The following is a 13,107-nucleotide window of genomic DNA, read 5'->3' as shown; positions in this document are numbered from 1 at the left end:
CCCTTGCGCCGGCGCGTGGACGTTCTCGAAGCGCGGATGCTCCTGCTCATCGGCAGCGCGGTCCTCGTCGGCGCACGCCTGCAAGCGACACCGCACGGACGGCCGGGCGAGCGACTGGGACCGGTGGAGCCGGAATGGAGCCGCCGCCTTGTTCGACGAGGTGTGCCCTGAGAGAACCGAACGCTGCGCCGGTGCGGGCCGGCGGGCCTGAGCCGAGGAGGCTTGCGATGACCGCGTCACCCCACACCGTGAGCGACGTCATGACCCACACCGCTGTGGCGGTGGGCAGCCGGGCGTCGTACAAGGAGATCGTCGAGCTGATGGACCAGTGGAAGGTCAGCGCCCTTCCCGTGCTGGCGGGCGAAGGCCGTGTCATCGGAGTGGTCTCGGAAGCCGACCTGTTGCCCAAGGAGGAGTACCGCGTCGACGACGAGGTCCTGCGCGACCGGCCGCTCGCCGACACCGCCAAGGCGAGCACGGTGTACGCCGAGGACCTCATGTCGAGCCCCGCCGTCACCGTCCACGCGGACGCCACCATCGCCGAAACCGCCCGGATCATGGCACGACGGCACGTCAAGCGCCTGCCCGTCGTGGACGGCCTCGGCCTCCTGGAGGGTGTCGTCAGCAGGAGCGACCTGCTGAAGGTCTTTCTGCGGTCCGACGAGGACATGGCGGCAGAGATCCGCACCACCGTCCTGCCGGACCTGCCGGCCGCGGCCCAGGTCGATGTGGTGGTCGAGGACGGTGTGGTGACCTTGGGTGGCGAGCTGCGGGACCGGGCGCTGGTGCCGCTGCTGGCCAGGGCGATCAGGGCCGTGGAAGGAGTCGTGGACATCCGGGTCGACCTGCACGGTCCGGAGGTGAGCGCGCTGACGACGGGCTCGTCACCGGCGCGTGGGTGTCGTGCCCCGGTGAGAACGGTGTGACCCTTCCGGTGTCGGACCGGCGCACGTCGTAAGGCGGCTGCCGTCGTCATGAGCCCAGCGTCTCGACGTAGCGGCCACCGCGTGATCGGCTCTGACCTCCTGCACCACTCCGACCGTCGTGTTGACCAGGACGACCAGGGCGGCTCGGTTGCGGCCCCGAGGCCCCGCAACCCCTCGCAGGCCCGTCTCCGAGATCCTGGTGGTCACCCGATGATCCGCGTCCACGGGGTGTACGTCACCGGTCCTGTACGACGATCCGGCGCCCGGTCACCCGACCGGGCGTCACCGTGATCCACAGCTCCCTGACACCGCCCGCCCACGGCGTGCTGCGGCTGTGCGTCTCCAGTCTCTCCACGGCGTGCGGTTCGGTGACCGCACGGGCCTCACCCACGACGAGGACGCTCCACCCCCGGCTGAACGCGTCGTCGATGCGGTCCACCTCGAAGGCGACCTCGTGTCCGGCGGCGCCGGCCGGCGCGGCGTCCGGGGACGTCCGGTAGGCGACGTCTCCACCGAGGACCAGGTAATTGACCGGAAGGATGGCCGGTCCTGTCTCGGTGGCCACGCCGACGCGGCCCACACCGTTGCTGCCGAGCAACTGCCAGCACTCCGGTTCACCGAGTTCGACCAGCTGTGGATGGTACGCGGCCTGACCGATGCCCGGCGGCAGGTCCGCGTTGCCACCGGTCAGCTCGTCGACGCTCGTTTCGAGCGCGTCGGCCAGCCGGAGCAGAAAGCCGATGCCGTGGGTGGCCGGATGCGTCTCCAGGTACTGGATGTACTCGGGTGCCGCACCGGTGCGCCGGGCGAGGTCCTCGTACGACATGCCGAGCTGCTCGCGGCGTGCCGCCACTCGCCTGCCCAGGTCACCACCCCTGGCCCGCGGCCCGGACGGCGCGGCACCGGTCTGCGGTCGGTCGGACATGACGGCTCACACTCCTGTCTCGGCTGCCGTGTGGGCTCGCCTGGGCGCACGGGACACAGCGGTGCCGGACGTCAAGCAGTGCTGGAGTCGTCCGCGCCCCTCCACGCTAGGCAGTCACGGAGGTGGTCGCACCAGGAGGCCAGGAGGCCGGTTCACGTGCCGGCCTCGGCCGCAGTGGCCCGCAGGGCCGCGCGTCCGGCTTCGAGCCGGGCGACGGGCACCCGGAAGGGCGAACACGAGACGTAGTCCAGGCCGGCGTCGTGGAAGAAGTGGACGGAGTCCGGGTCTCCGCCGTGTTCCCCGCAGACGCCGATCTTCAGGCCGGGGCGCGTGGCCCGGCCTTCGGCGACGGCGATCTTGACCAGCCGGCCCACGCCTTCGCGGTCGATCGTCTCGAACGGGGAGGTCTGGAAGATGCCTTTGTCGAGGTAGGCGGAGAAGAACGCGGCCTCGACGTCGTCGCGGGAGAAACCCCACGTCGTCTGGGTGAGGTCGTTCGTGCCGAACGAGAAGAACTCCGCGTCCTCGGCGATCCGGCCGGCGGTGAGTGCGGCCCGGGGAAGTTCGATCATCGTCCCGACGGGGCAGTCCAGGGCGACGCCGGTGCCGGCGGAGACCCGCTCCAGTACGCGGGCGACTTCCGCCCGTACCAGCCGGAGCTCCTCCACGGTGTCGACCAGCGGCACCATGATCTCGGCGCGCGGATCGCCGCCGGCCCGCTTGCGTTCCACGACGGCCTCGGCGACGGCGCGCACCTGCATGGCCACGAGGCCGGGAACGACCAGGCCGAGCCGTACGCCGCGCAGACCCAGCATGGGGTTCGCCTCGTGCATCCGGGTGACCGCCGCCAGCAGTTCGGTTTCGTGGGGGTCCGGCGACCGCCCCTGGACGTCGCGCCGGGCAACACGTACCGACAGCTCCGTCAGGTCGGGCAGGAACTCGTGCAGGGGCGGATCGAGAAGCCGGATGGTCACGGGCAGCCCGTCCATCGCTTCGAGGATGCCGGTGAAGTCCTCGCGCTGCAGGGGCAGAAGGGCGTTCAGGGCCGCTTCCCTCCCGGCGTCGTCATGCGCCAGGATCATCGCTTCGACCAGGGGGCGGCGGTCGCCGAGGAACATGTGCTCGGTGCGGCACAGACCGATCCCCTGAGCCCCGAACCGCCGGGCGCGGGCGGCGTCCTCCGGCGTGTCGGCGTTGGCCCGCACCTCCATGCGCCGGGCGGCGTCCGCCTGCGCCATGAGCCGGTGCACATCGCGTACGACCTGTGCGGCGGACTCCCCCGGCGGCTGCCCACCGTGCTCGAAGTACCGCATCACCGGAGAGTCCACGAGGGGTGCGGCGCCCAGGAACACCAGGCCCTCGGACCCGTCGACGGAGACGACGGTGCCTTCCCGGACCGTGACGGACGGCGTCGAGAAGAGCCGTCCCCCCGGGTCGACGGTGAGTTCCTCGGCACCGCACACACAGACCTTGCCCATGCCCCTGGCGACAACGGCCGCGTGGCTCGTCTTCCCCCCACGGCTGGTGAGCACGGCCTCGGCGGCGATCATGCCGGGCAGGTCGTCGGGGGTCGTCTCCTGGCGTACGAGGACGACCTGCTCCCCGCCGGCGGCCCGGCGGACCGCTTCGGCGGAGTCGAACACGACCGCGCCCACGGCGGCCCCGGGCGAGGCGGGGATGCCCCGGGCCAGCACCTCACGGGTACCGGAGCTGTCGAACCGGGGGAACATCAACCGCGCCAGCCCTTCGCCGTCGACCCGGGCCAGCGCCTCCTTCGGGGAGATCAGCCCCTCGTCGGCCAACTGCCCGGCAATGGCGAAGGCGGCCTGCGAGGTGCGCTTGCCGACACGGGTCTGCAGCATCCACAGCGTGCCGCGTTCGATGGTGAACTCGATGTCGCACAGGTCTCTGTAGTGCGCCTCCAGCCGCTGCATGCAGTCGCGCAGCCGGATGAACGAGGCCGGGTCGAGGTTCTCCAACTGCTGCAGGGGCACGGTGTTACGGATGCCTGCGACGACGTCCTCGCCCTGGGCGTTCGGCAGGTAGTCGCCGTAGACGCCGGGCTGCCCGGTGGCCGGGTCGCGGGTGAAGGCGACACCGCTGCCCGAGTCGGGGCCGAGGTTGCCGAACACCATGGTCTGGATGTTGACGGCGGTGCCCAGGTCGTCCGGGATGTGCTCGCGGCGCCGGTAGATCCGTGCCCGTTCGCCGTTCCACGAGGTGAAGACGGCGAGGACGGCCCGCCGTAGCTGTTCGGCCGGGTCCTGGGGAAACTCCTCGCCGGTCTCCTCCAGGATCAGATCCTGGTACGTCTCCACCAGCCTGATCAGGTCACAGGTGTCGAGCCGGGTGTCGTCGGCGACGTGGTGCTGCTTCTTGATCCCGGCCAGGACGCTCTCGAACCGTGCGCTGTCGACGCCCATGACCGTACTGCCGAACATCTGCACGAGACGGCGGTAGGAGTCCCAGGCGAACCGTTCCCTCTCGGGGTTCTTGCCCAGGCCGAGGACGGACAGGTCGTTGAGACCGATGTCGAGGATGGTCTCCATCATGCCCGGCATGGAGAACCGGGCTCCGGAGCGAACGGAGAGCAACAAAGGGTCGTCCACCTGGCCGAGCCGCCGCCCCGCCGCGCGTTCCAGGGCGGCAAGGCGCTCGCCGACCTGACGCTCCAGCTCGGGCGGAGGCTCACCCGTCTCCAGGAAGACCCGGCACGCCTCCGTGGTGACGGTGAAGCCGGGCGGTACGGGCAGACCCATGCGGGCCATCTCCGCGAGGTTCGCGCCCTTGCCACCCAGCAGGTCGGCCATGTCCCGGCCGCCTTCGGTGAAGTCGTACACGTACTTCTGATCCATGACGCCACCCGTCTCTTGATGGGGGGCGGGTCCCCCCGATGCCCCGGTCGATACGGCCCGGTCGTCAGTCGTGCGGGTCTGCTCCGCAGGTTCCGCCTGCGGCGTCCGGACCAGAACGACCGGGCGCTGGACTCGTCATCAGCCGCAGAAGCCGATCACGGCTGAGGGCGTCGTCGGAAGTCCGGGCCGCAGCCGTCGGACTCCTCCGCGAACCGTCGATACCGACGGTGACAGTGCGGGACATCAGGTGCTCCTCCCGAGGATGACGAGTTCCTCTGCTCCCACACTGGTCGACCGCGGCAGTACGCGAGAGGGGCCGGAGGGCCCTGACCGGGCCCATTGGACCCGCGTGGGGCGACGCCGGCGGGGTCTGTTCCGCCGGGGTTCGCGTGCCCTCACGGCCCAAGACCGGAAGGCGGCGGTGGCGGAGGGTGGCATCGAGGTCCTCAGGGCCTGGCGTCGGAGCATCTCTCCGCGCAGGAGAGCGCCGAGCGGATCGGGACCGGGCTGGCCGGGCAAGGGCATGACGTGGAAGGGCCGGCATGACCGGACGGAGCAATCCGGGTTGGCGTGGGCCACCCGATGGGGGCAACGTGGACGAGCAAGCCGGGTGAAAGGTCAGGCGGCTATGAACAGCAGTGCATCGGTCCCCCGCGTCGTTGTCGGCGTCGACGGTTCCACGTCGTCACAGGCGGCGCTGCGATGGGCGGCCCGGCATGCCCAGCTCATCGGCGGCACGGTCGAGGCCGTCTGGGCATGGGACACGCCTTCGGAGGCCGGCTGGGTGGGGCCGGCCACGGAACCCGGCTTCGATCTCGAAGAAGCCCGCCGCGGCTTCGCCGAGGAGATCCGGACGGTTTTCGGCGACGACAAGCCCGTAGAAGTACGGGAAGAGCTGGTCCGGGGCGACCCGTCGGAGGTCCTGGTACGGGCCTCCGAAGGGGCCGAGCTGCTCGTGGTGGGCAGCAGAGGACGTGGAGGCTTCGCCCGGGCCATGCTGGGGTCCGTGAGCCAGCGCTGCGCCCAGCACGCCGCGTGCCCGGTCGTCGTCGTACGTCCCGCCGGCACGGAGAAGTGAGTTCCTGGCCGACGGGTCACTGCCGCGGCGCAACGTCGACCGCCAGGGGCGCGATGAGGTCGCAGCGCACATCCACGACGCCTTCCACGGCGCGTGTCAGGCGCTCGGCGACAGGAATCAGCGTTGCGTCGCGGACCGCCCCGGTGAGCGTCACGCATCCCTGCTCGGCGGCCACCTCGATCCCGCCGCGGGAGACGGGGAAGAAGCGGTCGACCACTTCGCGCCTCACCTCGGCAGCAAGGTCCTCGTCCGTCCGGAGGAAGACCTTGAGCAGGTCGGACCGGCTCACGATGCCCTTCAAGATCCCCTGCTCGTCGACGACCGGCAGGCGCTTCACGCGGTGCTCGGCCATCAGGCGGGCGGCCTGAGGCAGCGTGGCGCCGGCGAGGACCGTGACCGCAGGACTGGACATCAGGTCCCTGGCGATGACGGCACCGGCCTTGGCGTAGCCCGCGAGGCGCTCCTTCTGGCCGATCAACGTGGGCTCCTTGTCGCGCAGTTCCTCCTTGGCCAGGAGATCCGCTTCGGACACGACTCCCACGACACGCCCTTCCCCCTCCAGGACGGGCACTGCTGTGACCTGCCATTCCTTCATGGCGGCCACGATCTCTTCGAACCGGGCGTCCAGCCCCACCGCGACAACGGTCGAGGTCATCACGTCATTGACGGTGTGCGGGGATCGGCTGTTCACTGCACGCTCCCTTCGGGAGTGCACCGGCGGAGCGCCGGATGGGTGAGTTCTTCACCTTCAGCGTGCGCGTCGGGTACGCGGCGCAACAGGGCGGAGCCGCCCCTATGTACGGCCCGGGGTGAGCCTCCGGACCGTCGGCCGCGTGTCACGAGTGCCGAGGCACCACTGCGACCGGGCAGGACGCATGGTGCAGGACCGTGTGCGCGACCCTGCCCAGTTGCATGCCGAGCTGGCTGTGCCGGCGCCGGGCGCCGACGACCAGCAGGTCGGCCGCCGCCGACCGGGCGAGCAGTACTTTGCGCGCGGGGCCTTCGACGGTGGCTCGCTGCACCCGGACGCCCGGATGGTCGCCCATGGCCGCCTCGAGAGCCTCGTCGAGCCGGGTCGAAGCCTCGTCCTCGTAGAAGCGGGCAGGGTCACCCACCAGCAGCGGATGGTCCGTGGTCACGTGCGCCGGGCGGCGCCAGGCGCGCACCACGTCCAGGACGCAGCCCCTCAGCTCCGCCTCGCGGAAGGCGAACCGGACCGCCGCGGAATCGATGTCGCCGTCCCCGACGCCGAGCGTGATCCGCTCATGCGTGCCTGCCAGTCCCGCCTTGTCCCCCCGCACGACGATCACCGGGCAGTGCGCCCGGGCGGCCACGGCCAGGCTCACCGAGCCGAGCAGGAGGCCGGCGATGTCACCGCGGCCCCGCGAGCCGGTGACGAGGGCGAAGGCATGCCTTCCCTCCCTCAGCAGCGCTTCCACCGTGTCCTCCGGCAGGACATCGGTGACGACCTTGAGATCAGGGGTACGGCGTCTGACGCGCTCCGCCGCCGTCCCCACGAGGTTCTCGGCGAGGACCTGTTCGTCGGGACGGCCCAGACCGGTCGCCAGGTCGGAGCCTTCGTAACGCTGCCACAGGGACGCGTACACCAGGCGTAGTGGCAGACCGTGGCGGAGCGCCTCGTCGGCCGCCCAGTCGGCTGCCTGGAAGCTGGGGTCCGATCCGTCCACGCCGACAACCAGGGGTGATTCCATCGTCCCCACCGCCTTTCTCGCAGGGTCGTACGGGCTTGTTCTCAGGGTCGCGCGCGTGAACCGCCGTGTGCAGGGCCGGTCGGACCCCAAGAGTGCCCGCCCGGCCCGCGGGCCCTCGCCGTCCCCGGCGCACGCTGGAGGTGAGCACTCATGCGGGAGGGCCGGGTCATGACGACTGCCGTGCCGTTCACCCACGCACTGCGAGCTCGGGACCGCGGTCGTCGCCTTGCGTGGTGGAGTGGGCCGGTCGGCCCTGTCGCAGCCGGGCGGCAACAACGACACTGGTGGTGAGGACAGCTTCCGGACGTGGGTGCTCAGGCATGCGTGCCTCCCTCGTCAGGGGCCGGTGTACACGGATGTGCCGCCTCCCCATGATCGGCAGGCAGGGCGGCCAGGTTCTCAAGAAGTGATGGACATGACGACTCTCGCGCTCTCCTCCCCGGTGCAGGTGGAAGCCCGGCTCGACCGGCCGTTGTCGCGGTGGCTGTGGCTGGTGAAGTGGGTCTTGGCGATCCCCCACTACATCGTGCTGCTTCTCCTATGGATCGCGTTCTGCCTGACCTTCGTCATAGCCCTTTTCGCGATCCTGTTCACCGAGCGTTACCCGCGGCCGCTGTTCGAGTTCAACGTCGGTGTGCTCCGCTGGACCTGGCGCGTGTCGTACTACGCGTACGGGGCGCTGGCCACCGATCGCTACCCGCCCTTCTCGCTGGCGGACGCCCCGGACTACCCGGCACGGCTGACCATCGCGTACCCCGACCGGCTGTCTCGCGGACTCGTGCTGGTGAAGTGGTGGCTGCTCGCGATCCCGCATTACGTCGTGATCGGCTTCTTCCTGGGCGGCGTCCGCGTCGGGCTGTGGTCCGGCGGGCTCATCGCCGTTCTGGCGCTCATCGCAGCGGTCGTCCTGGCGTTCCGTGAGCGTTACCCCAGGGATCTGTTCGACCTGATCATGGGCCTCAATCGCTGGGTGCTCCGTGTCGCCGCGTACGCGGCTCTCATGACGGATGTCTATCCGCCCTTCCGGCTCGACATGGGCGGCGCCGAGCCCGCCGAGGAGCGATCGCCATGACCGCGGGCATCACCGAGGGGGTGGTCGGTCTGTCCGTCGTGGGCACGGCACGCCACCCCGTGGTGTTCGTGCGGAACACCGCCACTGCCGAGCAGGGGCGCCCCGGCGAGGTGGCCGTCGGGCCGGCTCCGGGCCGTACCGCCCGGCCGCTGCCGGAGTTCGCGTTCCGCGAGGCGGCCTTGCGGGAGAGCGTCCGGCGGGTGGTGCACGCCTGGCACGCGCCCGTGGAGTACGGCCGGGCGGAGGTCCTGGACCCGGGGCTGGTCCACGAGGTGGGTGCGGGCACGGCCGGGGAGCTGACGGCCGCCCGGCGGAAGCGATTGCCTGCCGTACGCGTCCGCGCGGAGCCCGTAGTGGTTCCACCGGGCTCCCGGTTGGTGGACGCCGCCGCGGACCCGGGTCTCCTGGTCTTCGGTCGCCGTTCGCGCGCGGCTCCCGCAGTCCCCCGCGTCGGCCCGGTGGCACACGCCGTGCTGCACCACGCGGCCACGCCGGTCGCCGTCGTTCCGCACGCCCCGACCGTCCCCTTCGGCCCGACCCGCCCGAGGAGTTGCTCATGATCACCACTCGGACGCCGGACACCGCGACCGTCACATCGTGGGTCGGCGACGCCGTACTGGCCCCTTCGATGCACAACGCGCAGCCGTGGAGGTTCCGCTGGACGCCGGACACCGGAAGACTGCTGCTCCGCAGGGACCCCGCACGCTCCATGCCACACTCCGACCCGGCGGGTCGCGGCCTCCACCTCGGCTGCGGGGCGGCCCTGTTCAACGCGCGCGTGGCCGCGGCGCATGCCGGCTGGGAGGCCCGCGTACGGCTCTTGCCCGACCGCTCCGACGCCCGGATGCTGGCCGAGCTCACCTTCGTACGGCCCGTCGAGGAGGAGGCCCTCGATCTGTTGTACCCGGCGATCAGCCGGCGCCGGACCAATCGGGAGCCCTTCACCGACGAGCCCGTGGCGCCGGAACTGCGCGACGGGCTGAGCGGCGCCGCCCGGGCGGAGGGCGCGCATCTGTCGTTCCCCGGCGCCTGGCACTTGGACACGGTGCTGGACCTGATCGGGTCCGCCGAGGCGGCGGAGGCGCTCGCGCCCGCCGTGCGGGAGGAGATCGCCCGCTGGACGGTGGGCCGGGGAGCGGAGGAAAGCCGGCCCGACGGCGTCCCCGCGTACGCCTTCGGGCCGCGCCGGTACGACGGGCGGGCACCGGTCCGCGACTTCGCGGGCCCCCTCGGTTCCGGGAGCCGCCCCGACGCTCGGGCTTCGGCCGTGTTCGAACGCTCGCCGTGTCTCGCCGTGCTCGAAACGCACGACGACGGCCCGGCTGACTGGCTGATCGCCGGACAGGCGATGGAACGGGTCCTGTTGCAGGCCACGCTGGACGGCCTGGCCACCACGCTGAGCTCCCAGGCCCTGGAGTGGCCCGAGCTGCGGTGGGCGCTTCGTGATCCCGTGTCCTACGGGGGCCATCCGCAGATGGTGATCCGGCTGGGCTACGGGCCGGAGGTACCGACGACACCGCGCAGGCCGGTCGGTGACGTGCTCGAGGTCGAGTGATCGCGCGTGCGCGCGGAGCAGCCTTCCAGCAGCATGCGCCCGTCCGGGCGTGAGCGGGCCGCGCCGGCGTCGTCGGCGGGGCCGGGGGCGGGCTCCCCACGGCGGTGGCAGGGCCTCTTCGGGTGGGCGCCGGAGGGCCTGGAGGGCGTACCCGGACAGGCCAGGGGCCGGGATTGGCGACGGGGACGCTCCAGGCGTGCACCGCCACCAGGCGAAAGTGCCGCGCCTGCGCCTCGCTGAACGCGAACCGCACCGCCGTGCCGCTGCCCTCGCCCGTCCTCGACGCCGACACTGCCGTACCGGCCCTGCCGGTGCTCCGATCCGCCACGCACCACGACGACCGGGCAGTCGGCGCGGGCGGCCACCGCCAGACTGACCGAGCCGAGGAGCAGCCCGGCGAGGTCTCCGAGCCCGCTGGAACCGAGCACGAGCGCGAAAGCGTTGCGACCGGCTCCGACCAGCGCGGTCGCAGCGTCCTCGTGCACCGCCGCGCCCGACAGCCGCACCGCCGGTGCTCGTCTCCGTGCCCGGTGGAGGGCCACGGAGAGCGGGTCGGAACCCCCGTGATCCACTTCCACCGCATGCAAGAGCCGGATGGGTACCCCCATGCCGTTACGCCTCGTCCACAGCCCAGTCCACCGCCTCCAGGCACGCCCCGGAACCGTCTGGACCGGCGACCAGGGGAACCGCCACCGCTCCCACCTCCTCGGCATCCCGGCCTTGCCCCCTGCATGAGCGTCGCCAGGCCGGGGACCGCATGCGCCGCAACGACATCTGAGGTACTCCTCGATGGAGAGGTTCGTGCCCGACGCGCCGATGCGGACGCCGCGGCTCTCGCCCGACCGGCCTTCGGCGGTTCCTCCACGGCCGCCGACACACGAGGCCGACAGCAGTCCGGACGGTTTGCCCTCACCGCCTTGCCAGGTTCGTACGAAACGGAGACGGTCGCCATGGAACGAGTGCTCGCCGTGGGCCTCGACGGTTCACCGGAGAGCCTTGCCGCCGCTCATCGGGCGGCGGCCGAAGCCGAGCCGCGCGACCTCACGCTGGGTCCGCACGCATGGGCTCTGCTGGTGCCGGAACCGGCGAGCGGCCCGGCTGAGGCCGAGTTGCTGGTCGTCGGTCGACGCAAGCACCATCCGGTCCCGGGAGCGCGCCCGGGGCCCGTGGCCCGAGCGGCCGTTCACCATGCACGCCGCCCCGTCGCCGTCGTCCCCCATGAGTGAGCCCGGCCACCGGGGCGAGCCGGCGGAGACCGCACGGCCGGCCGGCGCTTCCGCCCTCCGGGCCGGTTCCGCTCGCGGCGCTGCGCCGCTGCCGCGCGCGGAGGTGCGGGAGACCCATACCGCCGTGGTGCTCTTCGTCGGCGACCGCGCGTACAAGGTGAAAAAGCCGGTCGAGCTCGGGTTCGTGGACTACACCACGGTGGCCGCCCGGCGTACCGCGTGTGAGCGGGAGATCGCACTCAACCGCCGTTTCGCACCCGACGTCTACCTGGGCGTCGGGGACTTTCGGGCGCCGGACTCGCACGTACCCGAACCCGTTGTGGTGATGCGCCGCATGCCGGAGGAGCGCCGGCTGGCCCGGCTCGTACGGGAAGAGGCGCCTGTCGACGACGCCCTGCGAGCGGTCGCCCGCCTGCTCGCCGCCCATCATGCGCGTGCTCCCCGCCGCCGGGAAGTGGACGCCCAAGGGTCGCGTGATGCGCTCTCGTCGCGCTGGGAAGCGAGCTTCGCCCAAGTGAGGGCCATGGCCGAGGGAGGTCCGGTGCCCGACGGGGTGGAGGAGACCGAGCACCTGGTGCGGCGCTACCTGGCCGGCCGCGGGCCACTGTTCGATTCGCGTGTCGCAGAGGGGCGAGTGGTGGACGGTCACGGAGATCTCCTCGCCGAGGACATCTTCTCCCTCGACGACGGTCCGCGTGTCCTTGACTGCCTGGAGTTCGACGACAGCCTTCGTTACGTGGACGGCCTGGACGACGCCGCCTTCCTGGCCATGGATCTGGAGCAACTCGGCGCCCCCGGGGCGGCGGCGTTCTTCCTCGCCGCGTACAGCGAGTACTCCGGCGACCCCGCACCGCCCTCACTCCGGCACCACTACGTCGCCTACCGGGCGTTCGTCCGCGCCAAGGTCTCCCTCATCCAAGCTCGCCAGGGGGCGCCGGGGACGCGGGCGGGCAGGCTCATCCGGGCCACCGTGCGGCACCTGCGGGCCTCTGCCGTCGGTCTCACGCTCGTCGGCGGGCTCCCGGGCAGCGGAAAGTCCACGCTGTCCGGCGCGCTCGCGGATCGCCTGGGCGTCACGCTGCTCAGCAGCGACCGCCTCCGCAAGGAGCTGGCGGGCATCCCGCCCGATCAGCCGGCAGCCGCCGGTTACGGTGAGGGTCTGTACACGCCTGCGTGGACCGACAGGACGTACCGGGCCCTGCTCGACCGCGCGTCCGCGCTGCTCTCCCGGGGGGAATCCGTCGTCGTGGACGCCACCTGGTCCAGTGCGGAACAACGCGAAGCCGCAGTGAGCATGGCCGCACGCACCCACGCCGACCTGGTGGCCCTGCACTGCCAGGTGCCGGATGAGTTGTCCGCGGCCCGTCTGGCCGGCCGAGCCCACGGTGCCTCGGACGCCGATCCGCTGGTGGCCGCCGCCATGGCGGCGAAGGAGCCTCCGTGGCCCGAGGCCGTCGGTATCGACACGAGCGGGTCCCTGGAGTCCGCGGTCGCTCGAGCGCTGGCGGCCATCCGCCCGTACGACGACAGCCAGGCCCCTGTCTTCCGACGCGTCCAGGCGATGCCGGTCCCGCGCGGGTGACGGGACGGTCGCCGGGGGAACGGTTCGCCCGATCCGGCTGCCGGAGGCGGCGCCGTGCCTTCGCGCATGGCGACCGTCGGCCGGGCGCCGGTCGGGGGAGGCGGTCCCGAGGTCGCCGTCATACGCGCCCGCTCTTCCCATGGGACCAAGCGCCGGACGCCTCTTCCACCATGTTC

The 13,107-nt window shown here is 71.8% G+C and carries 11 protein-coding genes; 6 read left to right on the top strand and 5 right to left on the bottom strand.

Features of this window, described 5'->3' with window-relative positions; translation table 11 throughout:
* The first annotated feature begins 227 nt into the window (after positions 1 to 227).
* The gene (locus IH00_RS0126605) at positions 228 to 926 is read left to right on the top strand and encodes a CBS domain-containing protein (RefSeq protein ID WP_078887983.1); all 699 of its coding nucleotides are present in this window, start codon (positions 228 to 230) and stop codon (positions 924 to 926) included.
* Between the two features lie 235 nt (positions 927 to 1,161).
* Here IH00_RS0126605 and IH00_RS0126600 read toward each other — a convergent pair whose 3' ends face one another.
* A complete protein-coding gene (locus IH00_RS0126600) occupies positions 1,162 to 1,851 on the bottom strand; it encodes a helix-turn-helix domain-containing protein (protein WP_031077891.1) in 690 nt (229 codons plus the stop codon).
* Between the two features lie 152 nt (positions 1,852 to 2,003).
* On the bottom strand, positions 2,004 to 4,706 hold the full coding sequence (gene ppdK, locus IH00_RS0126595) for a pyruvate, phosphate dikinase (protein WP_031077889.1): 2,703 nt from the start codon (positions 4,704 to 4,706) through the stop codon (positions 2,004 to 2,006).
* Positions 4,707 to 5,334: 628 nt separating this feature from the next.
* Here ppdK and IH00_RS0126590 point away from each other — a divergent pair.
* Entirely contained in the window at positions 5,335 to 5,784 is a 450-nt protein-coding gene (locus IH00_RS0126590; protein ID WP_031077886.1) for a universal stress protein, read from the top strand.
* Between the two features lie 16 nt (positions 5,785 to 5,800).
* On the opposite strand, the gene IH00_RS0126585 is transcribed toward IH00_RS0126590, so the two are convergent.
* Together IH00_RS0126585 and IH00_RS0126575 are read right to left on the bottom strand one after the other, a co-directional pair.
* Entirely contained in the window at positions 5,801 to 6,475 is a 675-nt protein-coding gene (locus IH00_RS0126585) for a CBS domain-containing protein (RefSeq protein ID WP_031077884.1), read from the bottom strand.
* A 145-nt stretch (positions 6,476 to 6,620) separates the two neighbouring features.
* Entirely contained in the window at positions 6,621 to 7,496 is an 876-nt protein-coding gene (locus IH00_RS0126575) for a universal stress protein (protein WP_031077882.1), read from the bottom strand.
* A gap of 415 nt (positions 7,497 to 7,911) precedes the next feature.
* Here IH00_RS0126575 and IH00_RS0126570 point away from each other — a divergent pair, with 415 nt between their 5' ends.
* The 3 genes from IH00_RS0126570 to IH00_RS0126560 are packed head-to-tail and all read left to right on the top strand — an operon-like array spanning position 7,912 to position 10,123.
* Positions 7,912 to 8,568 (top strand): DUF4389 domain-containing protein, encoded by a 657-nt coding sequence (locus IH00_RS0126570; RefSeq protein WP_031077880.1) that lies wholly within the window; start codon positions 7,912 to 7,914, stop codon positions 8,566 to 8,568.
* Positions 8,565 to 9,128, top strand: coding sequence for a universal stress protein (locus IH00_RS37710; RefSeq protein ID WP_052411657.1), 564 nt, complete (start codon positions 8,565 to 8,567; stop codon positions 9,126 to 9,128). Before IH00_RS0126570 ends, IH00_RS37710 begins: the two co-directional genes overlap by 4 nt.
* Complete coding sequence (locus IH00_RS0126560) at positions 9,128 to 10,123, top strand: Acg family FMN-binding oxidoreductase (protein ID WP_039947453.1); 996 nt, start codon at positions 9,128 to 9,130, stop codon at positions 10,121 to 10,123. Before IH00_RS37710 ends, IH00_RS0126560 begins: the two co-directional genes overlap by 1 nt.
* Here IH00_RS0126560 and IH00_RS39060 read toward each other — a convergent pair.
* Positions 10,060 to 10,731: a universal stress protein gene (locus IH00_RS39060; RefSeq protein ID WP_324615801.1), complete on the bottom strand. Its 672-nt coding sequence runs from the start codon at positions 10,729 to 10,731 to the stop codon at positions 10,060 to 10,062. The genes IH00_RS0126560 and IH00_RS39060 overlap by 64 nt on opposite strands.
* A 610-nt stretch (positions 10,732 to 11,341) precedes the next feature.
* Here IH00_RS39060 and IH00_RS0126545 point away from each other — a divergent pair.
* Entirely contained in the window at positions 11,342 to 12,931 is a 1,590-nt protein-coding gene (locus tag IH00_RS0126545; RefSeq protein ID WP_420710923.1) for a bifunctional aminoglycoside phosphotransferase/ATP-binding protein, read from the top strand.
* Positions 12,932 to 13,107 lie beyond the last annotated feature (176 nt).

The organism is Streptomyces sp. NRRL S-118 (assembly GCF_000716335.1).
Lineage (GTDB): Bacteria > Actinomycetota > Actinomycetes > Streptomycetales > Streptomycetaceae > Streptomyces.
Note: the sequence above shows the minus strand (reverse complement) of the source record. Positions and strands in the feature narration are given on the sequence as shown.